The 22,427-nt window shown below is 74.2% G+C and carries 21 protein-coding genes and 1 riboswitch; of the genes, 11 read left to right on the top strand and 10 right to left on the bottom strand.

Features of this window, described 5'->3' with window-relative positions:
• Positions 1–26: 26 nt before the first annotated feature.
• Positions 27–2,324, bottom strand: a complete 2,298-nt coding sequence (locus ACN27D_RS33400; RefSeq protein WP_421500916.1) for an FtsX-like permease family protein — start codon at positions 2,322–2,324, stop codon at positions 27–29.
• Positions 2,321–2,995 carry an ABC transporter ATP-binding protein gene (locus ACN27D_RS33405; RefSeq protein ID WP_421500917.1) on the bottom strand — a complete coding sequence of 225 codons (675 nt, stop codon included), beginning with the start codon at positions 2,993–2,995 and terminating at the stop codon, positions 2,321–2,323. Before ACN27D_RS33405 ends, ACN27D_RS33400 begins: the two co-directional genes overlap by 4 nt.
• 187 nt (positions 2,996–3,182) lie before the next feature.
• Between ACN27D_RS33405 and ACN27D_RS33410 the strand changes: the two genes are divergently transcribed.
• Together ACN27D_RS33410 and ACN27D_RS33415 are read left to right on the top strand one after the other, a co-directional pair.
• Positions 3,183–4,445: a sensor histidine kinase gene (locus tag ACN27D_RS33410; protein ID WP_421500918.1), complete on the top strand. Its 1,263-nt coding sequence runs from the start codon at positions 3,183–3,185 to the stop codon at positions 4,443–4,445.
• Positions 4,442–5,110 (top strand): response regulator, encoded by a 669-nt coding sequence (locus ACN27D_RS33415; protein ID WP_421500919.1) that lies wholly within the window; start codon positions 4,442–4,444, stop codon positions 5,108–5,110. The genes ACN27D_RS33410 and ACN27D_RS33415 overlap by 4 nt, the downstream gene beginning before the upstream one ends.
• Before the next feature lie 27 nt (positions 5,111–5,137).
• Here the strand turns inward: ACN27D_RS33415 and ACN27D_RS33420 are convergent, their stop codons facing one another.
• Positions 5,138–5,467, bottom strand: a complete 330-nt coding sequence (locus ACN27D_RS33420) for a hypothetical protein (RefSeq protein ID WP_091043629.1) — start codon at positions 5,465–5,467, stop codon at positions 5,138–5,140.
• Between the two features lie 133 nt (positions 5,468–5,600).
• On the opposite strand from ACN27D_RS33420, the gene ACN27D_RS33425 reads away from it, so the two are divergent.
• The 4 genes from ACN27D_RS33425 to ACN27D_RS33440 all read left to right on the top strand — a co-directional run bounded on the left by ACN27D_RS33425 (position 5,601) and on the right by ACN27D_RS33440 (position 9,418).
• The gene (locus ACN27D_RS33425; protein ID WP_421500920.1) at positions 5,601–6,332 is read left to right on the top strand and encodes a histidine phosphatase family protein; all 732 of its coding nucleotides are present in this window, start codon (positions 5,601–5,603) and stop codon (positions 6,330–6,332) included.
• Positions 6,316–7,179, top strand: coding sequence for an NAD(P)H-hydrate dehydratase (locus tag ACN27D_RS33430; RefSeq protein WP_151500215.1), 864 nt, complete (start codon positions 6,316–6,318; stop codon positions 7,177–7,179). Before ACN27D_RS33425 ends, ACN27D_RS33430 begins: the two co-directional genes overlap by 17 nt.
• A 147-nt stretch (positions 7,180–7,326) precedes the next feature.
• Positions 7,327–8,811, top strand: a complete 1,485-nt coding sequence (locus tag ACN27D_RS33435) for a S8 family peptidase (RefSeq protein WP_120569652.1) — start codon at positions 7,327–7,329, stop codon at positions 8,809–8,811.
• 106 nt (positions 8,812–8,917) lie between these two features.
• Positions 8,918–9,418 carry a hemerythrin domain-containing protein gene (locus ACN27D_RS33440; RefSeq protein WP_120569651.1) on the top strand — a complete coding sequence of 167 codons (501 nt, stop codon included), beginning with the start codon at positions 8,918–8,920 and terminating at the stop codon, positions 9,416–9,418.
• Positions 9,419–9,483: 65 nt separating this feature from the next.
• Here the strand turns inward: ACN27D_RS33440 and ACN27D_RS33445 are convergent, their stop codons facing one another.
• A complete protein-coding gene (locus ACN27D_RS33445) occupies positions 9,484–10,290 on the bottom strand; it encodes an SDR family NAD(P)-dependent oxidoreductase (RefSeq protein WP_252449165.1) in 807 nt (268 codons plus the stop codon).
• 105 nt (positions 10,291–10,395) lie between these two features.
• Positions 10,396–10,485: riboswitch (ZMP/ZTP riboswitch) on the top strand.
• 18 nt (positions 10,486–10,503) lie between these two features.
• Here ACN27D_RS33445 and ACN27D_RS33450 point away from each other — a divergent pair.
• Entirely contained in the window at positions 10,504–11,940 is a 1,437-nt protein-coding gene (locus ACN27D_RS33450; RefSeq protein ID WP_421500921.1) for a glycine hydroxymethyltransferase, read from the top strand.
• A gap of 58 nt (positions 11,941–11,998) precedes the next feature.
• On the opposite strand, the gene ACN27D_RS33455 is transcribed toward ACN27D_RS33450, so the two are convergent.
• From ACN27D_RS33455 to ACN27D_RS33480, 6 genes are all read right to left on the bottom strand, one after another.
• Complete coding sequence (locus ACN27D_RS33455; protein WP_013286617.1) at positions 11,999–12,250, bottom strand: hypothetical protein; 252 nt, start codon at positions 12,248–12,250, stop codon at positions 11,999–12,001.
• A gap of 27 nt (positions 12,251–12,277) precedes the next feature.
• Complete coding sequence (locus ACN27D_RS33460; RefSeq protein ID WP_421500922.1) at positions 12,278–13,621, bottom strand: PLP-dependent aminotransferase family protein; 1,344 nt, start codon at positions 13,619–13,621, stop codon at positions 12,278–12,280.
• 1 nt (position 13,622) lies between these two features.
• Positions 13,623–14,726, bottom strand: a complete 1,104-nt coding sequence (locus tag ACN27D_RS33465; RefSeq protein ID WP_358171874.1) for an alpha-hydroxy acid oxidase — start codon at positions 14,724–14,726, stop codon at positions 13,623–13,625.
• Entirely contained in the window at positions 14,719–15,693 is a 975-nt protein-coding gene (locus ACN27D_RS33470) for an alpha/beta hydrolase (RefSeq protein WP_358171872.1), read from the bottom strand. Before ACN27D_RS33470 ends, ACN27D_RS33465 begins: the two co-directional genes overlap by 8 nt.
• Positions 15,690–16,913, bottom strand: a complete 1,224-nt coding sequence (locus ACN27D_RS33475) for a cytochrome P450 (protein ID WP_358171870.1) — start codon at positions 16,911–16,913, stop codon at positions 15,690–15,692. Before ACN27D_RS33475 ends, ACN27D_RS33470 begins: the two co-directional genes overlap by 4 nt.
• 66 nt (positions 16,914–16,979) lie before the next feature.
• Entirely contained in the window at positions 16,980–18,290 is a 1,311-nt protein-coding gene (locus tag ACN27D_RS33480) for an SGNH/GDSL hydrolase family protein (RefSeq protein ID WP_120569645.1), read from the bottom strand.
• A 285-nt stretch (positions 18,291–18,575) separates the two neighbouring features.
• On the opposite strand from ACN27D_RS33480, the gene ACN27D_RS33485 reads away from it, so the two are divergent.
• Genes ACN27D_RS33485 through ACN27D_RS33500 form a run of 4 tightly spaced genes read left to right on the top strand, consistent with a single transcriptional unit; the run spans position 18,576 to position 22,413 of the window.
• A complete protein-coding gene (locus ACN27D_RS33485) occupies positions 18,576–20,138 on the top strand; it encodes a class I adenylate-forming enzyme family protein (protein WP_421500923.1) in 1,563 nt (520 codons plus the stop codon).
• The gene (locus ACN27D_RS33490; protein ID WP_421500924.1) at positions 20,135–21,355 is read left to right on the top strand and encodes an MFS transporter; all 1,221 of its coding nucleotides are present in this window, start codon (positions 20,135–20,137) and stop codon (positions 21,353–21,355) included. The genes ACN27D_RS33485 and ACN27D_RS33490 overlap by 4 nt, the downstream gene beginning before the upstream one ends.
• A 36-nt stretch (positions 21,356–21,391) precedes the next feature.
• On the top strand, positions 21,392–21,784 hold the full coding sequence (locus tag ACN27D_RS33495; RefSeq protein WP_350815857.1) for an MmcQ/YjbR family DNA-binding protein: 393 nt from the start codon (positions 21,392–21,394) through the stop codon (positions 21,782–21,784).
• On the top strand, positions 21,781–22,413 hold the full coding sequence (locus ACN27D_RS33500; RefSeq protein WP_421500925.1) for an HAD family hydrolase: 633 nt from the start codon (positions 21,781–21,783) through the stop codon (positions 22,411–22,413). The genes ACN27D_RS33495 and ACN27D_RS33500 overlap by 4 nt, the downstream gene beginning before the upstream one ends.
• Positions 22,414–22,427 lie beyond the last annotated feature (14 nt).

A 22,427-nucleotide genomic window follows, 5' to 3' on the forward strand; every position in this document is an offset into this window, starting at 1 on the left:
CCGACACCCGTGGAACCGCCGGGGCGCTACTCGCTCCGCAGTGCCGTCGCGGTCCGGGTCCGGGCCGCCCACCCGGCCGGCAGCAGCGCTCCGAGCAGTGCCGTCAGCGGCCCGCCCAGCGCCAGCGCCGTCAGGAGAAACGGCCCGTACACGTCGAGCAGCGCCTCCGGCAGGTGCAGTCCGCCGCTGGCGGCCATCGTCGGGACGACGAGCCGGTGCATCGCCACACCCGCGGGTACGCCGAGCAGCCCGCCGACCAGACCGACGGCGGCGACCGACGCGACCACCATCGCGATCGTCTGGCCCGGCGTCATGCCGAGCGCCTTGTGCACACCGAGATCGTGGACCCGGTCGCGCAGGTCGAGCACGAGCATGTTGAGCACGCCCAGCGCGGCCACCGCGAGCAGCAGCAGGGTCAGCGTGGCGGTCAGCCCCTCCACGACCAGCAGGAGCGGGTCGGTCTCCCCGCCGCTCGGCCGCGCCGTGAGGCCCCGGCCGGCGAGTGCGCCGGTCAGCGCCCGCGCGTAGGCGCCGGCGTCGGCGTCCGGGGCGAGCGCGACGCGGTACTCGGACGGATTCCGGCCGGTGGGCGTGGCGGTACCGGTGAACACCGCCATGACGGACTCGAACACCTCGCCGACGATGCGCAGGCGTACCGGCGTGCCCTCGATCCGGACCGTGACGGTGTCACCGATCCGCGCTCCGGTGGCGCTCAGCAGGGGTCCGCCGACGACGGCCTCGCCGGGTGCGGCGAACCAGCGTCCGGACACCATCTCGAAGCCGTCCCACGCCGCGTCGCCGGTGATCGTCGTGACGGAGACCGGATCGGCGATGCCCGCGACGGTGCCCGGTGCCTGCGTGCGGCCGTACCGGGCGCGGGTGCCCGGCTGCGCGTCGATCGCCGCCAGCACCGCGGCCGGATCGGCGGTGGGAGCGGCGACCGGTCCGGCGTCCGGGTCGCCGGTCACCGTGACGTCCGCGACGTCCTGGGTGAGCGCGGTCTGGATGCGCAGCAGCGACGCGGCGAGCCCGGTCGCGAACGTCATCGCCGCCGCGCCGGTCGCGACCGCCAGCAGGATCGCGACCGTGCGGGCCGGCCGGGCGAACGGGCGGGCCAGGCCGAGGCCGACCGGCCGGGCCACCGGCAGCCGCGCCGCCAGCCGCGACGCCCAGCGGCCCCGCGCCGGACCGGACGCCCGTCCGACAGCGATGGCGTCCACGGTGCGGAGCCGGCCCGCTCTCAGCGCGGCCGCCCACGCGGTCAGCGTCACCACTGCCAGCACCCCGCCGGTGGCCAGGACGGTCACCCACCAGGCGATGGTGGTGTTCGCCGAACCGTAGATCTCCTCGGTCTCGGCCAGTACCGGCAGCGCGAGGAGGTTCCCGGTGACCGTTCCGGCGACGGCACCCACGGCGGCCGGGAGCAGCGTCTGCGCGACGAACGCGCGGACGACACCCGCGGGGGTGCAGCCGAGCGCCTTGAGGATGCCGATCCGGCGGGTGGCGGCACCGACCGTCCCGGCGACGACAGTGCCGACCACCAGCAGCGCCATCACGATGCCGAGCAGCGCGAACGCGACGAGGAACGGCACGAAGACGGCCGCGTCCTCGACGGCCTGCTGCCGTACGTCGAGCCAGGATCGGGCGCCGGTGACCGCGCCGGCGGGCAACGTGGCGACCACGGCGTCCCGGCCGGTCGCGACCTCCGTCGGGGTGCGTGCGTCCGTGAACCGGTAGAGCATCTGGTACCCGTCCGCCGTGTCCGGCCCGTCGAGTACGCCGACGGCGGACGGCAGCACCCAGGCCCCGGCGGTGTCGCTGATCGACCGGGCCGTACCGACCACCGTGAACTCGGCGCCGCCGGGTGTGGTCAGGCGGGAGCCGGGCGGCACGCGGACGGCGCCGCCGCTCAGCACTATCTCGTCCGGACCGGCCGGCCACCGCCCGCCGGCCAGCTCGATCCGGTCGACCGGACCGCCGGGATCGGCGCGGGCGACGACTGTCAGCGGCGGCGTCCGCATCCCGCCGCGCTCCGTGAAGGCGACCACCAGCACCCGGTACGGGCCGGCGGCGGCAACCACGCCCGGCGCCGAGGCCGACGCGGCGAGCTGCGGTTCCGTCACCGCACCGGAGTCCGCCCGCACGGTCAGGTGCGCTCCCCGCTGGGCGGCGAACGCGTCGTCGAAGGGCGCCTGCGACGCGACGAGCAGCCCGCCGCCGAGCACCGTGGCGGTCACGGCGGCGGCGGTGACCAGGCCGACGACGACTGTCTGCACCCGGCGGCGCCGTACGCCGGACCGGACGACCCGGCCGAGCCCGCTCACCGTCGCACCTCGACCCGGCCGTCGCGCAGGCGGATCGTCCGGCCGGCGGACGCCTCGGCCAGCCGCAGGTCGTGGGTGACGAGCACGATCGTCTGGCCGCTGCGGTGCAGCTCGTCGAGCAGGCGCCGGACGTCCTCCCCGGAGGCGGTGTCCAGCGCGCCGGTCGGCTCGTCGGCCAGCAGCAGCGCGGGCTGGTTGATCAGGGCGCGGGCGACGGCGACGCGCTGGCGCTCACCGCCGGAGAGGCGTCCCGGGTACGCCTGCGCGTGCCGGGCGATGCCGAGCGAGTCCAGCAGGGAGGCCGCGTGTGCGCGCGACGCGCGGGCCGGGGCGCCGGCCAGTTGGGCGGGCAGCAGGACGTTGTCCAGCACGGTCAGGTCGTCGAGCAGGTTGAAGAACTGGAAGACCAGGCCCACGTGCGCGCGCCGGAACCGGGCCGACGCGGCCTCGCCGAGCCTCTCCAGCCGGGTGCCCGCGACGGTCACCGTGCCGGCGTCCGGCCGGTCCAGCGCGGCGAGCAGGTTGAGCAGCGTGGACTTTCCGCTGCCGGACGGGCCGAGCACTGCCACGCACTCGCCGGGCCGGACGGTCAGCGACACGTCGTGCAGTGCGGGCGGCCCCTCACCGTAGCGGCGGGTCACCCCGCGTACGTCGATCACCGGATCGGTCATGTGTCGCCCCTTGTGGTCGGGCCGGTCGATTGGACGCCGTGACGTTAGGTGCGGGCCGCAGGTCGGGGCATCGGTCCGGCGACGCACTGCCGTACCGCCGGAGGTGGATCTTCGTCCGGGGTCATCCCTGCGATGTAGTCGCAGTGCACACCGTGACCGATGCCCCGGCCGGCGTGCGGCGGCGAGAATGTGGCTCGTGAGAGGCATCGTGGCGACCGGACCGCTGCCGAGGCCGGGCTGGCGGGCGCTGCTGCTCGACGCGGCGCTGGCGGGTGTGCTCGGGCTGGTGTGCTTCCAGGCCGCCACCGACGACGTCGGCGTCCCGCCCCCGCCGTTGCCGCCGCCACTGCCGCTGCCGCCGGTGGCGGTCCCGCCGGAGGTGCAGCCGGCGCCACCCGGGTCGACGCTCGGGGCGCTGCTGCTGGTCTTCGTCATGTGCGCGCCGCTGGTGCTGCGCCGCCGGCATCCGCTCGCGGTGCTCTGGGCCACGACGGCCGCCGCGTCACTGGTCCTGGTGACCGACGGGGACCGGCAGCCGGCCCTGTTCCCGTGCGTGGTGCTGACCTGCCTCGTCGCCGTCTACAGCGCGGCGGCGCACAGCCCGTACCGGCTGCCGGTGCTGGCGTCGGTCCCGGTGGTGGCGCTGCTCGCCCTGGGCCTGCGGGAGCTGATGGTGGTCACGGTGCCCGCGGACCGTCTTCCGTTCGTCGTGCTGGCTCCGCTGGTCGCCGCCGCGGGCGGCCACCACGTGTGGCGGCGACGGGCGGGCGAGGACCGGCAGCGGCTCACCGCCGAGGCCCGCGCCCACGAGCAGGCGCTGCGCGACGCGGTCGCCGGTGAGCGGGCCCGCATCGCCCGCGAACTGCACGACGTCGTGACGCATCACGTCAGCGTGATGGTCATCCAGGCCGGCGCCGCCCGGACGGTGCTCGCCGCCGCACCGGATCAGGCACGGGAGGCGCTGCTCGCCGTCGAGTCGACCGGCCGGTCCGCGCTCACCGAGCTGCGGCACGTCATGGGCCTGCTGGCCGAGTCCGAACCGGACGACCCGGAGGACCCCCAGCCCGGCATCGACGACGTGCCCGAACTGGTCGAACGCATGCGTGCCGCCGGCGTGCCGGTGGGCCTGACCGTCTCGGGCGAGCGCCGGCCGGTCACCTCCGGTGTCGGGCTGACGGCCTACCGGGTGGTGCAGGAGGCGTTGACCAACATGGTCCGGCACGCGCCGGGCGCCGCCGGCACCGTCGTCGTCGAGTACGCGCCGGAGAGTCTGCGGATCGAGGTCGGCAACACCGAGCCCGTCGTACCGGCCGCGACCGGCACGACGGGCGGGCGCGGCCTGATCGGGCTGCGGGAGCGGCTCGCCGTCTACGGTGGGACGTTGCGTGCCGGCGCGCGGCCGGGCGCCGGCTACCACGTCGAGGCCCTGATCCCGTGGGAGGCGACATGACGGTACGAGTGGTGGTCGCCGACGACCAGGCGCTGGTCCGTACCGGATTCCGCATGATCCTCACGGCCGGCGGGGTGGACGTGGTGGCCGAGGCGGCGACGGGCGCGGAGGCGGTGGACGCGGTGCGCCGCACCAGACCCGACGTGGTGCTCATGGACGTGCGCATGCCCGAGCTCGACGGTCTCGAGGCCACCCGCCGCATCCTCACCGGGGCCGTCGCGGCGCCGCGGGTCATCATCCTCACCACGTTCGACCTGGACCAGTACGTCTACGCCGCGCTCGCCGCCGGGGCGAGCGGCTTCCTGCTCAAGGACGTGACGCCGGAGCACCTGGTCGCGGCCGTACGCCTGGTCCAGGACGGGGACGCGCTGCTCGCGCCCGCGATCACCCGCCGCCTGGTGCGGCGCTTCGCCCGCCGTGACCCGCAGACGGCGGCGGTGCACCGCGACCTGGCCACGCTGACCCGGCGCGAGACGGAGGTCCTGCGCCTGCTGGCCGGCGGCCTGAGCAACGCCGAACTCGCGGAGGCGCTGCACCTGTCCGAGGCGACGGTGAAGACCCACGTCGCCCGGATCCTGGCCAAACTCGGTCTGCGCGACCGGGTCCAGGCGGTGGTGGTCGCCTACGAGACGGGTCTCGTGAGTCCCGGTTCGCCGGAGGACTGACCGGTCCGGCGACGGCCGGCAACGTGCTCAGGTGATCAGCAGCGCCCCGACGACGATCAGCGGCACCGAGACGAACAGGAAGATGCCGACGCCGGTGAGCACCCGCCCGCCGCCGCCGTCCTCCCGCTCGGGCGCCAGGCCGAACGTGGACCGGGCCGGCAGCATGCCGATGCGGCTCAGCGTCAGGTCACCGGTCATCCCGATCACGGCACCGACGATCATGAACGCCACTCCCACCCGGTGCGTGAAGTCGCCGCCGCCGACGGCCACCCAGATGCCGACCGCCGCGGCGATCACCACCGCGGCGATCACGAAGAGCACCAGCGCCTCCCGCAGACCCCGCACCACCGTCGACATGTGCGCCCTCCCTCGGACCCGGGGTCGTCCCGAGTCGTGGGACATTCTGCCGCGTCGATGCAACGGCGCGCCAGCCCGTGTGTCGCCGGTCCGGCGCGGTTATCCCCGGCCGGGCCCGGGTACCGGGAGCCGCATGGCGGAGATGGCATCGCTCTGGATCGTCCGGCACGGCGAGAGCACGGCGAACGTCGCGGCCACGGCGGCCGAGACGTCCGGCGCCGAGCTGATCGACCTCACCCACCGCGACGCGGACGTGCCGCTGTCGGCTACCGGTGAGGAACAGGCACAGGCGACCGGCCGCTGGCTGGCCGGGCTGACGGACTCGCAACGGCCGGACGTGGCGGTGGTGTCGCCGTACCTGCGGGCGGTCCGGACGGCCGAGCTGGCGCTCGACGGCACCGGGATCCCGACGAGCGTCGACGAGCGGCTGCGCGACCGGGAGCTGGGCATTCTCGACGGGCTCACCGCCCACGGCGTGACCCGGCGCTACCCGGAGGAGGCGCAGCGGCGTACCCGGCTCGGCAAGTTCTACTACCGGCCGCCCGGCGGCGAGTCCTGGACCGACGTGGCGCTGCGGCTGCGGGCGCTGCTGGGCGACCTGCGCCGCGACCACGACGGGGGCCGGGTGCTGCTGTTCGGCCACGACGCGCTGGTCTTCCTGCTGCGCTACCTGGTGGAGGGGCTCACCGAGGCGGAGCTGATGGCGCTGACCCGCGAGCACGTGATCGCCAACTGCTCGGTCACCGGCTGGCACGCCGACGACTCCGGCCGGCTCGTGCCGGACGTGTTCAACGACGTCACCCACCTGCACCGCCAGGGGGCGACACCCACCAGGGAGGACGAGGTCCATGCCGAGCCGGTCTGACGTGATCACCCCCGCGCTGCTGCGGGACTGGGCGCTGCCGGTGCCCACCGGCGGCAAGGAGGCGCGCGGCACCGTGCTGGTGGTCGGCGGTTCCCGGTTCACCCCCGGCGCGGTGCTGCTGGCCGGGGTGGCCGCGCTGCGTGCCGGGGCCGGCGTGCTCCAACTCGCCGCGGCCGAGTCGACGGCCCCGTCGCTGAGCATCCAGGTGCCAGAGGCGCTCGTGATCGGCCTGCCGGAGACCGACGACGGCGCGGTACGCGGCGACCCGGGCGACCTGCTCGGCGGGCTGGTCGCCGAGGCGGACGTGGTGGCCGTCGGCCCCGGCCTGAAGGACATCGACGCCACCGGGGAGCTGCTGCGCCTGGTCCTGGACGCGGCCGGGCGGGAGACCGCGCTGGTGCTCGACGCGTACGCGCTCGGTGCGCTCAGCCACGCGCCGGATCTGCTGGTCGGGTCCGGCCGCAAGGTGGTGCTCACGCCCAACCTGACCGAGGCCCAGCACCTGCTGGGCCGCGATCCGGGCGACGACCTGGACGCCGAAGCGGTGGAACTGGCCGGCCGGTACGACGCGGTCGTGTCGCTGTACGGGCACATCGCGACGCCGGACGGCCGGGCCTGGCGGGAGGAGAGCGGGGACGCCGGGCTGGGCACCTCGGGCAGCGGCGACGTGCGCTCCGGGCTGCTCGCGGGCCTGCTCTCCCGGGGTGCCGACCCGGCGCAGGCGGCCTGCTGGGCGGCGTTCGCGCACGCGGTGAGCGGGCAGCGGCTGGTCCCCCGGTACGGGCGGATCGGCTTCCTCGCCCGGGAGCTGCTGGACGAGATCCCCTACACGATCGCCACCGTCTGACGATCGACTTCACGGGCGCGCGGGAGGTGTAACACCCGGGGGCGCGGCGGCGCTGGTCCGGGCGAGGCCGGTACTTCGCCGTGCCTCCGCCCGGACCGCAGCCCGTTCAGGGGTGCGGTCCACCCGCACGAACCCCTGGGAGTCTGTGTGAACAATCTCCGTCGCAAGACACTCGCCGCGGCGTCCGCGGTGACGCTCGGCGCCGGGCTCGCCCTCACCGGCGGCATGTCGCCGGCCGCGGCCGCCGGACCGGAGACCTCGTATCTGGTGCTCGCCCCGCAGGGCAACGGCACCGCCAAGGCCGCCGCCCGGGTTGCGGCCGCCGACGGCACCGTGGTGGCGGCGTACGACAAGATCGGCGTGCTGGTCGTGCGCTCGTCCGCCCCGGACTTCGTCACCCGGGTGGCGGGCGCCGGCGTCGAGTCGGTCGCCTCCACCGCCGGCCTGGGCACCGCCCTGGACGAGGGCGAGACGGTCGAGGTGCCGGCCGCCGCCGTCGCCGCGGCCACCGGCGACCCGACCGCCGAGCCGCTCTACAACCTTCAGTGGGACATGGACCAGATCCGCGTCCCGCAGGCGCACGCGGTGACCGGCGGCAGCCCGTCGGTCGTGGTGGGTGTGCTGGACAGCGGCATCTCCAGCAGCCACCCGGACCTGGCGACCCAGATCGCCAGGGACAAGAGCGCCTCCTGCGTCGGCGGTGTCCCGAACACCGCCGAGGCCTCGTGGAACCCCACCACCAGCGACCACGGCACCCACGTGGCGGGCACCATCGCCGCCGCCGTCAACGGCGCCGGGGTCACCGGCGTCGCGCCGGGTGTGAAGGTCGCCGCGGTCAAGGTGGTCAACGACGACGGCTACATCTTCCCGGAGGCCGCGGTCTGCGGGTTCATGTGGGCCGCCGAGCACGGCTTCCAGCTCACCAACAACAGCTACTACATCGACCCGTGGCAGCTGAACTGCCGCAACGACGCCCGCCAGCGCCCGGTGTGGAAGGCCGTGCAGCGGGCCCTGCGCTACTCGCAGTCCCAGGGCGTGCTGCACGTCTCGTCGGCCGGCAACTCGAACTGGGACCTGGCCCACAAGATCACCGACACCGGCAGCCCGAACAACGGCACGCCGGAGGACCGCGAGAACCTCACCAACGCCTGCCTGGTCCTACCGGCCGAGGCGCCGGGCGTGGTGACGGTCGCCGCGGTCGGCCCGACCGGTGAGAAGAGCTACTACTCCTCGTACGGCCAAGGCGTGATCGACGTGACCGCGCCGGGTGGCGACACCCGGTTCCGGACCCGGGGCGCGGTCTCGACGTCCGCCGACGGCATCCTGTCCACCACCTTCAACACCGCCACCCGCACCAACGGGTGGGGCTACAAGCAGGGCACCTCGATGTCCAGCCCGCACGCCACCGGCGTCGCGGCGCTGGCGCTGTCCGCGCACCCGGGCATGAACCCGGGCCAGCTGGCCTCGTTCCTGGAGCGCACGGCGGTGGCGAAGTCCTGCCCGTCGGGCGTCTACAACCCGGTGCCGCTGATCCCGGCGGGCCCGAACGCGTACGACGCGACCTGCTCCGGCGGGAACCGCAACGGGTTCTACGGCGCCGGCGTCGTGGACGCGTACAACGCGGTGAAGTAACCCAGACCCGCGTGGACCGGGCCCGGCGATCACGCCGGGCCCGGCCTGTTTGTCCTGGTCGGGCACCGGGTAGGGGGGCACCGTCAGCCGACTTAGGAGGTAACCGGTGTCCACCGACGCGATCGTCCTGCTCAAGGAGGACCACAAGGAGATCCGCCGCCTGTTCAAGGCCTTCCAGGAGGCCGAGGAGGGGCCGGCGAGCAAGCGCGGGAAGATCGTCGGGCAGATCCTCGAAGCTCTGACGGTGCACACCTACCTGGAGAACGAGGTGATGTACCCGGAGGTCCGCAAGCTGGTGCCCGACGTCGAGGACGACATCCTGGAGTCGTACGAGGAGCACCACGTCGCGGACGTGCTCTGCTTCGAGCTGTTCACCATGGACGCCGACGACGAGCGCTTCAACGCCAAGACGACGGTGCTGATCGAGAACGTGCTGCACCACGTCGAGGAGGAGGAGCAGGAGTGGTTCCCGAAGGTGCGCGAGGCACTCGGCCGTAACCAGCTCCAGGAGATCGGCCAGCGGATGCTCGACCTGCGGCCGAAGGCGCCGAAGACGCCGACCGCCCCGAAGGCGCTGAAGAAGTCGCTGGACGCCGTGGTCGCCTGACGCCGGACCCGGAACGCGAGCGGGACCGCCCCTTTCCTTCGGGGCGGTCCCGCTCGCGTCGGTGCTCAGTCGCCCGAGCCGGGCTCGGCCATCTTCCGGTGCTGCTCGGCCTTCAGCCGATCCGGGACGATCTTGCCGGCGGCCACCTGGATCTTGTTGACCAGCGAGCCGGCGGCGACCTTGTGCTCCCCCTTCATCAGCGCCTCGAACGCGTCCTCGGCCACCTTGCGGGGGTCGTCCTTGCGCCCCTGGCCGACCCGGGTGTCCTCCATGTCGGCCCGGTCGAAGAACTCGGTGTCGGTCGGGCCGGGCATCAGCGAGGTCACCGTGACGCCGCTGTCCTTCAGCTCGTTGCGCACCCCCTCGGCGAAGGACTGCACGAACGACTTCGAGGCGTTGTAGACCGCCTGGTACGCCCCGGGCATGGTGGCGGCGATGGACGAGGTGAACAGCACCCGCCCGGCGCCCCGGCGGACCATGTCCGGCAGCAGCAGCTTGGCCAGGTGCACCGTCGAGCGGACGTTCAGGTCGATCACTGTCAGCTCGTCGGCCAGGTCGGTGCCGCCGACGAAGTCCCCGCCCGCGCCCCGGCCGGCGTTGAGCGCCAGCGCGTCGACCGGGCGGCCCAGGCCGGTCACCTCCCCGGCCAGCCGCCGTACGCCCTCGGGCGTGGCCAGGTCCACCTGGACCGGGTACACCTCCGGGCCGCCGTCGCGCCGCAGGTCACCCGCCGCGCGCTCGATCGCCGCGTCCTCGGCGGCGACCACCACGTCGTACCCGTGCTCGGCGAACTGGACCGCCAGCTCGTACCCGATGCCGCTGGACGCGCCGGTCACCACGGCGAGCGGCCGTCCGGTGCTCGGTGTGGTCATGGTCGTGCCTCCTCTCCCCCGGGCCGGGTCGGGGCCGGCCTCCCCCACGGTGTGCCCCGGGACGGGCGGCCCAACCCCGCAGGTCCCGGCCGGGCCGGTAGGATCGGCACGGGCCGTGACTGGCGCGTGGAGATGGAGCACCATCGGGGAGCGGCCTCGTCATGAGGACGCATGCCGAGCGCCTGGGCCTTCCGCACGTCACCTGGAGGTCGCATGTCGCGCAACGCCGAGTCCACTGCCTTCCGCAGCGCGTTGGAGGTCGTCCGCGGCGTCGAGCCGCGCGTGGCCGACGCCATCGCCGCGGAACTGGCCGACCAGCGCGAGTCGCTCAAGCTCATCGCCAGCGAGAACTACGCCTCCCCCGCGACGCTGCTCGCAATGGGCAACTGGTTCAGCGACAAGTACGCCGAGGGCACCGTCGGGCGCCGGTTCTACGCCGGCTGCCAGAACGTCGACACCGTCGAGGCGCTCGCCGCCGAGCACGCCCGGGAGCTGTTCGGCGCGTCCCACGCGTACGTGCAGCCGCACTCGGGCATCGACGCCAACCTGGTCGCGTTCTGGGCGATCCTGGCCGACCGGGTCGAGTCCCCCGCGCTGCGCAAGGCGCAGGCGCGGCAGGTCAACGACCTCACCGAGGCCGACTGGTTCGCGCTGCGCCGCGAGCTGGGCAACCAGCGGATGCTCGGCATGTCGCTGGACGCCGGCGGGCACCTCACCCACGGTTTCCGGCCGAACATCTCCGGCAAGATGTTCGACCAGCGCAGCTACGGCACCGACCCGGCCACCGGCCTGATCGACTACGACCGGGTGGCCGTGGCGGCCCGCGAGTTCAAGCCGCTGATCCTGGTCGCCGGTTACTCCGCGTACCCGCGGAAGGTCAACTTCCGGATCATGCGGGAGATCGCCGACTCGGTCGGCGCCACGTTCATGGTCGACATGGCGCACTTCGCCGGGCTGGTCGCCGGCAAGGTGTTCACCGGCGACTTCGACCCGGTGCCGCACGCGCACATCGTCACCACGACCACGCACAAGTCGCTGCGGGGCCCGCGCGGCGGCATGGTGCTCTGCGGCCCGGAGCTGGCCGACCAGGTCGACCGGGGCTGCCCGATGGTGCTCGGCGGGCCGCTGCCGCACGTGATGGCCGCCAAGGCGGTCGCGCTGGCCGAGGCGCGCCGCCCCGACTTCGCCGACTACGCCCAGCGGATCGTGGACAACGCGCAGGCGCTCGCCGACGGGCTGCTGCGCCGGGGCGCCACGCTGGTCACCGGCGGCACCGACAACCACCTGGTGCTCATCGACGTGTCCGGGTACGGCCTGACCGGCCGGCAGGCCGAGCAGGCGCTGCTGGACTCGGGCATCGTCACCAACCGCAACTCGGTGCCGCAGGACCCGAACGGCGCCTGGTACACCTCGGGCATCCGCATCGGGACCCCGGCGCTGACCACCCGAGGGCTCGGCGCCGCCGAGATGGACGCGACCGCCGAGCTGATCCACACCGTGCTCAGCCAGACCACGCCGGGCACCGGCCCGGACGGCGCGCCGTCGAAGGCGAAGTACGTGCTGGACCCGGCCGTCGCCGAGTCCGTCGGCAAGCAGGCCGCCGACCTGCTCACGCCGTTCCCGCTCTACCCCGCCGTGGACCTGGGCTGACAGTCGTGACAGCGGCGCCCCGGGAGCTCGTTCTCCCGGGGCGCCGGCGGTTACGGGGTCAGCGCAGCGGGCGCTTCAGGTGGTAGCGGTGGACCTCGGTGCTGCCCTGCACGTTGTTCACGTCCTCGGCGGCGGAGACCAGCTCCCACCCCTCCCGGCCGACCCGGTTGAGATGCGCGATCGCGGTGTCGCCGTATGCGGTCACGTCGGTGCGTGACCCGTCCGGGCCGTACCACACGAACGAGACGTGGAAATTGCGACCCTGACCCTGATACCGACGAACGAGCAACGCGTACTCCCAGGCAACCATTCGTCCATTATCAACAGAGCGACGGCGTCAGGAAACACGCGCTGTGGCGGAACCCTGACACTCCGGCGTCACGTCGTCCGGCATGGTGTCCGTGACCAGCGCGGCCAGCCGGTCCAGACCCAGATCGATGGACTCCGGTGTGACAGCGCTCACCGACAACCGCAACGCGTTCACCGGTGTGCCCGCGTCGTAGAAGTGCGCCATCGGGGTCCAGAGCACGCCGTACTCGCGGGCCGAGCGGTGCAGCAGCGCGTCGTCGACGGCGAACGGCACGCTCACCACCACGAAGAACCCGCCCGCCGGGACGGTCCAGGAGACCGGCCCGCCGGCCGGGAAGCGCCGGGCCAGGCCGTCGACCAGGTGGCGCAGGTTGCGGGCGTACGCGGCCCGCTCCCTGGTGTTCGCGGCCACCAGCGAGCAGTCGTGCGCGAGCAGCGCGCCGCCGATCACCGCCTGGCTGATCGGCGACGTGTTCACGGTGACCATGCTCTTGATCTTCGCGAGGTGGTCGGCGAACGGGACCGCGGTGCCGTCGGCCTCCCCCACCCGCTGGTCGGCCACCACGTAGCCGACCCGGGCGCCCGGCAGCACGGTCTTGGCGAACGAGCCGAGGTAGACCACCCGGCGGGCGGTGTCCAGCGCCTTCAGCGTGGGCCGCCGCGCGGTGCCGTCGGCCGGGAACAGGCCGTACGGGTTGTCCTCGATCAGCAGCAGGTCCTCCTCGGCGGCCAGGTCCAGCAACCGCCGCCGCTGCGCGGTGTCCATGCTGACCCCGGACGGGTTGGCGAAGTCGGGCATCACGTAGCAGCCGCGAGGCCGCAGCCCCTCCGCCCGGGCCCGGCGCAGCCCGGCGCGCAGGTCGTCCAGGTCGACGCCGTCGGGCCCGCCGGCCACCGGGCGTACCGGCAGGTCGACCAGGCGGGCCGCGCCGGTGAGCCCGACGTAGGTGGGCGCCACCGCGAACAGCACGTCGGCCGGGCCGGCCCGCAGCGCGCGCAGCACCAGGAACATCGCCTCCTGGCAGCCGACTGTCACCACAATCGACTCCGGGTCGACGGTGAGCCCCTCGTCCACGGCGAGGTGCCGGGCGATCAGGTGGTGCACGATGCCCTTGGTGCGGCCGTACTGCAACAGCGTCCGGTCCACACCGGCCCGGTCCAGCCCGACCTCCTCGGCGAGGTGGCGGCGGAAGCGGTCCAGGTGCGTGTGCAGCAGCGCCGAGTCGAAGAACTCCTCGTACGGCCGCCCGGCCGCCAGCGACACCGCGTCCGGGTAGTGCTGCGCCACCTCGTTGAGGAAGTTCATCGAGTTCAGCGCCGGGTCGCCGACGCTGCCGTGCAGCGCCGTGACGGCCAGGTCGACGGGCTCCACGTCAGCCTCCGATCCGGGTACGCAGCCGCCGGGCCGAGGCCGGGTCGGGGCAGCCGCTGAGGATGAGGGCGTCGCGCAGTTCCGCCGCGAGCAGCGCCAGCGCCGCCTCGGCACCGGCCCGGCCGCCCGCCGCGAGCGCCCAGAGAAGCGGCCGGCCCAGCAGCACGCCGTCCGCGCCGAGCGCCAGCGCGCGCAGCACGTCGACGCCGCTGCGGACGCCGCTGTCCAGCAGCACCGCGCACCGCCCGTCGACCGCGCCGACCACCTCGGGCAGCATGGCCGCGCTGGCCGGGGCCGCGTCGAGCTGGCGTCCGCCGTGGTTGGAGACCACCACGGCGTCGACGCCGGCGTCCGCCGCGCGGACCGCGTCGCGCGGGTCGAGGATGCCCTTGACGAGCAACGGCACCCGGGTACGCTCGCGCAGCCACTCCAGGTCCGCCCAGCTCAGCGCCGGGGCGAACACCGCGCCGGTGTGCACCGCCACCGCCGAGACGCCCGGGGTGCCCTGGTGCGCCAGGTCGTCCCGGCCGCCGGGCAGGTTCGCGGCGGTGACGTGCGGCGGCAGCGCGAAGCCGTTACGGGCGTCGCGCAGACGCCGCCCGAGCACCGGCACGTCCACCGTCACCATCACCGCCGCGCAGCCGGCCGCCTCCGCCCGGTCGAGCAGGTCGGCCACCAGGGCCCGGTCGCGCAGCCAGTAGAGCTGGAACCACACCGTCGCGCCGGTCGCCGCGATCTCCTCGATCGGCGTGCTGGACAGCGTGCTCGCCACGTAGGGCACGCCCGCCGCGCGGGCCGCCGCCGCGAGCGCCGGCTCGCCGTCGGGGTGCAGCAGCCGCTGGTACGCCATCGGCGCCACGGCCACCGGCAACGCGGCCCGGCCGCCGGGCAGCGCCGCCTCGGTGGACGGGTCGTCCACCCCGGCCAGCATCCGGGGCAGCACCGCCACCCGGTCCAGCGCGGCCCGGTTCGCGGCCAGCGCGGTCTCGGTGCCGCTGCCACCGTCGACGAAGTCCCACACGTCGGCCGGGAGGACCGCCCGGGCCGGCGCGGCGAACTCGGCCAGGCTGGCCGGCGGCACGAACCCGTCCGTCGGTTCAGCCATGGTCGGCAACCGTCGCCGCCCGGGCGGGCGCCGGGTCGAGCCCGAATGCGCGGCGCAGGAAGGCGGCCGCCCGCTCCTGGGCCTGGCGGCCCGCGTCGAACACGCCGGGCATCGCGAAGAACCCGTGCACCATCCCCGGGTAGTGGGCCGTCTCGGTGGGCACGCCCGCCTCACGCAGCCGGGACGCGTACCGCTCGCCCTCGGCGCACAGCGGGTCGTACCCGGCGGTGACCACGAGCGCCGGAGGCAGGCCGGACAGGTCCTCGGCGAGCAGCGGCGACGCGAGCGGGTGGGCCGCGTCGCCGGGGTCGGCCAGGTAGTGGCCGCGGTACCACCCCACCGAGTGCCTGTTGAACAGCATCGGGTCCTCGTCGTCGCCGGGCCGGTGCCCGGGCCGCTGGTCGGTGTTCGGGTAGACCAGCAGCTGGGCGGCGAGCCGGGGGCCGCCGTCGGCGCGCGCCAGCAGCGTGACCGCGGCGGCCAGGTTCCCGCCCGCGCTGTCGCCGCCCACCGCCAGCCGGTCCGGGTCCACGCGGAACTCGGCGGCGTGCGCGGCGAGGTGCCGCAGCGCGGCGTGGCAGTCCTCCACCGCCGCCGGGAACGGATGCTCCGGGGCGAGCCGGTAGCCGACCGTCACGGTCTGGGCGCCGGTGAGGTTGACCAGCCGCCGGCAGATCCCGTCGGCCGTGTCGACACTGCCGAGCGTCCAGCCGCCACCGAAGAAGTAGACGAGCGTGGGCAGCGGCCCGTCGCCGTCCGGCCGGTGGATCCGCACCGGCAGCGGCCCGCCCGGGCCGGGCACCGTCGTGTCGCGTACCTCGGCGACCGGCTCGACCGCGCCGGAGCCGGCGCGGATCGCGGCGAGGTCGGCGGCGCGGGCCTCGGCGAGGGTCTGGGTGTAGAGCGGCACGGTGCCGGCGGCGGCCCGCGCAGCCCGCCACGCGACCACCTGCGGATCGAGTGTCATCCGGCCTCCCCGGTGGTGACGAAGAGTTTGTCGATACCGCGCAGGAACAGGCTCCCGCTGTACGTGTAGGGCTGGGTGACGGCGAGCCGGGGGAAACGCGCGAACAGGCGCGGCAGCGCCAGGCGGCCCTCCAGCCGGGACACCGCCGACCCGAGGCAGAAGTGCAGCCCGACACCGAAGGCCAGCGACGGCGGGCCGTCGCGGCGCGGGTCGAAGCGGTCCGGGTCGGGGAACCGGGCCGGGTCGCGGTTGGCGGCGGCGATCAGCAGCAGCACGTTGTCGTCGCGGTCGACCGGGACGCCGCCGAGGTCGACGCCGGCCGGCGCGGAGCGGGCCAGGAAGTGCACCGGGCTCTCCATCCGCAGCACCTCCTCCACGCAGCCGCGGGCCAGTTCGTCGTCGCCGGGCAGCGCGGCGGTCACGTCCGGGTGGTCCAGCAGCAGCGGCAGGCCGTTGCTGAACATGTAGACGGTGGTGACGAAGCTGGCGTTGAACAGCACGATCAGGTTGCTGATCAACTCTTCCTCGGTGAGGTCGACGCCGCCCGCGTCGAGCACCTCGGCCAGCCCGCTGATCAGGTCGTGGCCGGGCGTGCGGCGCCGGTGGGCGATCAGGTCCCGGTAGTAGACACGCAGCTCCTCGGCGGCCTGGTTGGCCCGGGCCAGCCGCTCCGGCGTCTTGCCGGACACGTCCATGTACTCGTCGATCCAGTCGACCCGCTGCCGGTACCAGGACAGGTCGGCCGCGGGCAGGCCGATGAACTCGGCCATCACCAGCGCCGGGACCGGGTACGCGAAGTCGGCCACGAAGTCCACCTCGTGACCGTCCGCACCCACCTCGGCCATGTGGTCCAGGCGCTCGGCGACGATCCGCTCGATCACCGGCTCCAGCGCGCCGAGGCGGCGCGGGGTGAACGTCCGGGCGAACACCGCACGCATCCGGGTGTGGTCCGGCGGGTTGACGAACATCATCGAGGTGAGGAACGTGCGCAGGATCTCCTGCTCCTCCCAGCCGGGCGGGAAGCCCTTGTACCAGCCGGGGTCGCGCAGGATCTGGTCCACGATGTCGTACCCGCCGGCCACCGCGCTCACGGTGCTGTGCTCGGCCCGGGCCGGTACGGCGTTGATCGGCCCGTGCTCGTGCAGGGCCGCGTAGAAGGGATACGGGTTCTGCCGGCCCTGCTCGCTGTAGAGCCCGGTCAGGATCTCGCTGACGTCCACTGTCTCTTCCTCCCCAGGAAACGGCGGCGGGGGCGGCGTCGTGTCGACCGCCGCCCCCGCCCGGTGTCACAGTCCGAGCAGCTTCAGTGGCACGGCGTTCGCCATGGCCGCAGCACCCGTGTCGTTCGGGTGGATGTGGTCACCCGAGTCGTACGCCGGCAGCAGCCGGCTCGGCTGGGCCGGGTCCCGCATCACCGCGTCGAAGTCGACGACGCCGTCGAACTCGGCCCGGCCGGGCCCGCGCAGCCAGGTGTTGACGGCCTGCCGGGTGGCGTCCTTCTCCGGGGTCCACACGCCCGGCCCGCCGTTGCCCTCGTACGGCATGAGCGTGCCGGCGATGCTGGTCAGGCCGCGTGCCTGGACCTGCCGGTTGAGCTGGCGCAGCGAGGCGATGATCGCCTCCGGGCTGTCGCCGTTCATCCAGATGTCGTTGATGCCCAGGTGGGTGATGACGGTACGCACCCCGGTCTGCGGGAACACGTCCTCGTTGAGCCGGGCCAGCGCGTTCGGGCCCAGCTCGTAGTAGCCGGGGAAACCGCCCGCGCCGGGCTCGGTGCCCTCGTGGTTGAGCCGGTTGCCGGCCAGGCTGAGGTTGAGCACACCCGGCGTACGCGGCTCCGGGCGGGCGTCGATCAACCGCTCGGCCAGCAGGTCCGGCCAGCGGCGGTCGGCGTTGACGGTGCTGCCGTTGCCGTCGCCGATCGAGTCGCCCAGCACCACGACCGAGCCGGGCGTGACCTTGCGCTCCACGTCGATGCCGGACAGGAACATCCAGCAGCAGTTGGGCCGGATGGTGAACCCGGCGCCGTCGGCCGCCGAGGTGAGGTCGGTGGCGCCGATGAAGTTGGTGACCTTGGACTGGCCGTGGAACGTCACCGGCCCGGTGAGCACCGGGAAGTACAGGGTGACCACCAGGTCCTCCTGCTCGGCCACCGGGAAGGCCACCGGGTCGCTGAGCAGCTCGGCGCCCTTGTTGATGGTCGCCGACCCGGCGCCGGAGAACGTCAGCTGGCGGACGCTCGCCGGGACGATGTCGGACAGGTCGTCGGGAGTGGCGGTGTTCGGCCGGGCGATCGTGGCGCGGCCGACCTGGACGGCCTGCTGGCCGTACAGGTTGGTCAGCCGCACCCGCAGGCGCGGCCCGCCGACCGAGGTCTGCACGGTCATCCGGATGCTCTGGTTGTTCAGGCCGGTCTCGGTCAGGCCCACGTTGTTCCCGCGGGTCACCGCCGCGGCCCAGGTTCCGGCCCACTCGGCGCGCCCGTGCCCGGCGCGGTCGTTCCCGGTCGGGCCGGCGCTCGCGGTGACCGCCGGGGTGGCGGCGATCAGCAGCGTTACGGCGGAAGCTATGACGTGCCATCTCTTCGGGGTCGGCATCGATCCTCCATGGTCGGCAGCCCCGGGCGTGACGCGGTCGGCGGCACCGGCCCGGGCGATGGACCGGAAACTAGCTTCCGGCCGTGACGAGCGTCAATCAACCTGATCGACATGATCAAATGCCCGGGGGACGTGACGCAGCGACGATCGGCTCTGTCCGCCGTGGACCGCGGCTGCCTAGGCTCGGGGCTGGCGGCGGTGCGGTCGCCGACCCTGGCACCTGCCGTCTTGTCCCGGCCCTGACCTGGCCGGACGCCGCTCGCGGACCATGATGGGGGCTGCCCGATGACCGACCGGCCGAACTACGTGCACGAGGCGCTGGAGCTGTTCGCCGGGTTCGGCGACCGGGAGGCGCTCGTCGGCGGCGGACGCCGCCTCACCTACCCCCGGGTGGCCGCCGAAGTGCGCGGCCTGGCCGCCGCGTTGCGCCGTCACGGGGTACGCCCCGGCGCCGCGGTGCTGGTGATGCTCGGCAACACGATCGACGGCCCGCTGCTGCAACTGGCCCTGCACCTGCTCGGCTGCCGGAGCATGTGGGTCGCGCCGGTGACCTCCCGGCGGGAGGTCGACGAGTTCGTCGCGCTGTCCGCGCCGGAGGCGTTCGTGTACGACCCACGGGACGCGCAGGCGGTGCAGGTCGCGGCGGGCCTGGCCGGCGTACCGGTGCTCTGCCTCGGCCCCGGCGGCGCCGGACCGGACCTGACCGCCGAGGCCGCCGGGCCGGCCGTGGAACTGCCCGCCGAGGTGCCCGCGCCCGAGTCGTTCCTGCAGACCAGCGGCACCACCGGGACGCCGAAGCTGGTGCACCACCGGGAGAGCTTCTACCGGCAGGTGCTCGCGCTCGCCGCCGACTTCCGGGGCGCCGGGTTCCCGCTGCTGCGGCACCTGTCGCACTCCCCGATGTGGCTCGCCAGCGGCCAGATCACCACGTTGTTCAACCTGTTCACCGGCGGCGTGCTGTTCCTGCGCGAGCAGTGGGACCCGGCCGCGTTCATCGCCACCGTGGACGCCGAGCGGCTCACCTCCACGTTCGTCACCCCGCCGATGCTCTACGAGGTGCTCGACCACCCCGACCTGCCGGGCGCCGACTTCTCCGCCATGTTCATGTTCAACGTGGGCGCCGGGCCCGCCGCGCCGGCCCGGCTGCGCCAGGCCATCGCCCGCTTCGGCCCGTGCCTGCGCATCGTGTACGGGCTCAGCGAGGCGGTCGTCATCTGCGCGCTGCCCGGCCTCACCGAGGACCCGGAGCACCCGGAGCGGCTGCGCTCCTGCGGCCGCCCGTACGGGGACGTCTCGGTCCAGATCCGCGACGCCGACGGGCGGGTGCTGCCGGCCGGCGAGGACGGTGAGGTGTGGGTGCGCACCAAGCTGAGCTTCGCCGGCTACCACGGCCAGCCGGAGCTGACCGCCGAGACGCTCGTCGACGGCTGGGTCCGTACCCGCGACATCGGCCACCTCGACGCCGACGGCTTCCTCTACCTGGTCGACCGGTTACAGGACCGCATCCTCACCCGGCAGCGCAGCTGGCCGATCTACTCGCGCCCGATCGAGGACGTGCTCGCGGGCCACCCCGAGGTACGCGCCGCCGCCGTGATCGGCGTGCCGGACCCGGTGGCCGGGGAGTTGCCGCACGCGTACGTGGTGCCGGCACCGGACGCGTCGGTGACCGGCGAGGAGCTGATCGCGCTCGTGGTCCGGGAACTCAGCGAGACCTGGGCACCGGGCGCCGTCGAGTTCGTCGACGCGCTGCCGCTGAACCGCTCCGCGAAGGTCGACAAGCGCGCGTTGCGGGCCCGGTACGCCGCCGGACACCCGGTCGGCGCCGACCCGATCGGCAGTCCGGCGTGAACCCGCGCCGGGAGTTGTACACCCTGGTCGGCGCCGACCTGCTGTCCAACCTCGGCACCCGGATCTCGGTGGTCGCCATCCCCTGGCTCGTGCTGGAGACCACCGGCAGCCCCACCAAGATGGGGCTCGTCGCGGCGGCGGAGACGCTTCCGTACATGCTCTCCAGCGCGCTGGCGACCCCCTGGGCGGACCGGTTCGGGGTACGCCGTACCTCGGTGTTCGTGGACGCGGCCAGCGCCGTCGCGATGGCCGTGGTGGCGCTGGCGCCCTGGCTCGGCTTCGGCACCCTGCTGGTGCTGGTGGCGATCGCCGGCGGGCTGCGCGGCATCGGCGACCGGGTCAAGCACGTGCTGTTCAAGCCGGCCGCCGAGCGGGCCGGGGTGCCGCTGATCCGGCTCACCAGCGCCTACGACGGCCTGGCCCGCGGCATGACGCTGTTCGGCGCGGTGCTCGGCGGGCTGCTCATCGACTGGGTCGGGCTGACCCGGGCCATCTGGATCGACGCGGCCACATTCGCGGTCTGCGCGCTGCTGATCGGCGTGCTGGTCCGGCCGCCCGCACCGGCGCAACCGGCGCCCCGGGAGCCGTACCTGCGGGCGCTGCGCGGCGGCTTCGCGTACCTGCGCACCGACCGGACGTTGATGACCATGCTGATCGTGGTCTCGGTGTCCAACATGTTCGCCAACGCCAGCGTCGCGGTCTGGATCCCGCTGTGGGTCAACGAGGTGCTCGGCGACCCGGCCGGGTTCGGCCTGCTGCTGGGCGTCTTCTCGGCCGGCGCGCTGCTGGGCAACCTGCTGTTCACAGTGGTCGGCACGCGGCTGCCGGCCGGGACCACGTTCGCGCTGGGGCTGACGCTCAGCGGCGCGCCCCGGCTGCTCGCGCTGGCGCTCAGCGACGACCTGGTCGTGGTGCTCGTGGTGACGTTCCTGTCCGGCATCGGCATCGCGGCGGTGAACCCGCTGCTCGGCGCGGCGCTCTACCAGCGGGTGCCGGGCGAGCTGCAGACCCGGGTGCTGGGCATCTCCGGGTCGGTGGCGTTCCTCGGCCTGCCCGTCGGCGCGCTGGTCGGCGGCTGGTCGGTGGCGCTGCTCGACCTGACCCCGGCGCTGCTGGTGATGTCGGGCGTCTGCCTGGTGCTGACCGTCGGGCCGCTGCTGCTGACCCGCGCGTCCCGGCGCCCGGCCGCGGAACCGGCCACGCCCACGCCGGTCTGAGCCGTCGTGTCGGGGGGTTTCGGTAGGGTCGGGGCCATGGCGACCTGGGACGACGTGCGGCGCATCGCGCTGGCCCTGCCCGAGACCACCGAGCGCGGCTCGCACGACGACCTGCCCGCCTGGCGGGTACGCGACAAGATGTTCGTCTGGGAACGGCCGCTGCGCCGCGGTGACATCGAGGCGCTCGGCGACGCCGCGCCCGACGGCCCGATCCTCGGCGTCCGGGTGCCCGACCTGGGCGCCAAGGAGGCGCTGATCGCCGACGACCCGGCGGTCTACTTCACCACGCCGCACTTCGACGGCTACCCGGCGGTGCTGGTGCGGCTCGACCGGATCGACATGGACGAGCTGACCGAGCTGGTCACCGAGGCGTGGTACGCACGCGCACCGAAGCGGCTCGCCACGGCGCACCGGGCGGAGAACGCGTGACCGGCCCGGTGGACGCGATCGTCTTCGACATGGACGGCACGCTCGTCGAGTCGCACGCGGTGGTGCCCGCGGCCTACCGGGCGGCGGTGCGCGCCGGAGGCGGCCCGTCGTACACCGACGCCGAGGTCATCGCCGGCTACTCGATCGGCTCTCCGGCGGACCTGCTGACGCACCTGCTGCGGCGGCCGGCCTCCGGTGACGACCTGGACCGCTACCACGCCGAGCTGGACGCGCTCGCCGGGCGGGTACGCGTCTACCCCGGCGTCGCGGACGCCCTCGCCGAGATCGCCGCCCGGGTGCCGGTCGGCGTGTTCACCGGCGCGAGCCACCGGGCCGCCGAGATCCTGCTCGCCCGGGCCGGTCTGCTCGATCACTTCGAGGTCGTCCTCGGCGGCGACCAGGTCGACCGCCCCAAACCGGCGCCCGACGGCGTGGAGGCGGCCTGCCGCCGGCTCGGCGTGCCACCCGGCCGCGCCGCGTACGTGGGCGACTCGCCACTTGACGTACGCGCCGCCCGGCACAGCGGCGCGGTGGCGGTGGCCGCCGCCTGGGGTCACCAGTACGACCCCGACGAGCCGGCCGACCTCAGCCTGACCCGGCCCGGGGAGCTGCTGGCCCTGCTGCCCTGAGCCTCTTTCCCCGC

This window comes from Micromonospora sp. WMMD1274 (assembly GCF_049179035.1).
GTDB classification, from domain to species: Bacteria; Actinomycetota; Actinomycetes; order Mycobacteriales; family Micromonosporaceae; genus Micromonospora; species Micromonospora tulbaghiae.

Coding starts and splice junctions, on each gene's coding strand:
- ACN27D_RS33405 (WP_421500917.1), bottom strand. CDS start 2,995: ATGACCGATCCGGTGATCGACGTACGCGGGGTGACCCGCCGCTACGGT.
- ACN27D_RS33410 (WP_421500918.1), top strand. CDS start 3,183: ATGTGGCTCGTGAGAGGCATCGTGGCGACCGGACCGCTGCCGAGGCCG.
- ACN27D_RS33415 (WP_421500919.1), top strand. CDS start 4,442: ATGACGGTACGAGTGGTGGTCGCCGACGACCAGGCGCTGGTCCGTACC.
- ACN27D_RS33420 (WP_091043629.1), bottom strand. CDS start 5,467: ATGTCGACGGTGGTGCGGGGTCTGCGGGAGGCGCTGGTGCTCTTCGTG.
- ACN27D_RS33425 (WP_421500920.1), top strand. CDS start 5,601: ATGGCGGAGATGGCATCGCTCTGGATCGTCCGGCACGGCGAGAGCACG.
- ACN27D_RS33430 (WP_151500215.1), top strand. CDS start 6,316: ATGCCGAGCCGGTCTGACGTGATCACCCCCGCGCTGCTGCGGGACTGG.
- ACN27D_RS33445 (WP_252449165.1), bottom strand. CDS start 10,290: ATGACCACACCGAGCACCGGACGGCCGCTCGCCGTGGTGACCGGCGCG.
- ACN27D_RS33450 (WP_421500921.1), top strand. CDS start 10,504: ATGTCGCGCAACGCCGAGTCCACTGCCTTCCGCAGCGCGTTGGAGGTC.
- ACN27D_RS33455 (WP_013286617.1), bottom strand. CDS start 12,250: ATGGTTGCCTGGGAGTACGCGTTGCTCGTTCGTCGGTATCAGGGTCAG.
- ACN27D_RS33465 (WP_358171874.1), bottom strand. CDS start 14,726: ATGGCTGAACCGACGGACGGGTTCGTGCCGCCGGCCAGCCTGGCCGAG.
- ACN27D_RS33470 (WP_358171872.1), bottom strand. CDS start 15,693: ATGACACTCGATCCGCAGGTGGTCGCGTGGCGGGCTGCGCGGGCCGCC.
- ACN27D_RS33480 (WP_120569645.1), bottom strand. CDS start 18,290: ATGCCGACCCCGAAGAGATGGCACGTCATAGCTTCCGCCGTAACGCTG.
- ACN27D_RS33485 (WP_421500923.1), top strand. CDS start 18,576: ATGACCGACCGGCCGAACTACGTGCACGAGGCGCTGGAGCTGTTCGCC.
- ACN27D_RS33495 (WP_350815857.1), top strand. CDS start 21,392: ATGGCGACCTGGGACGACGTGCGGCGCATCGCGCTGGCCCTGCCCGAG.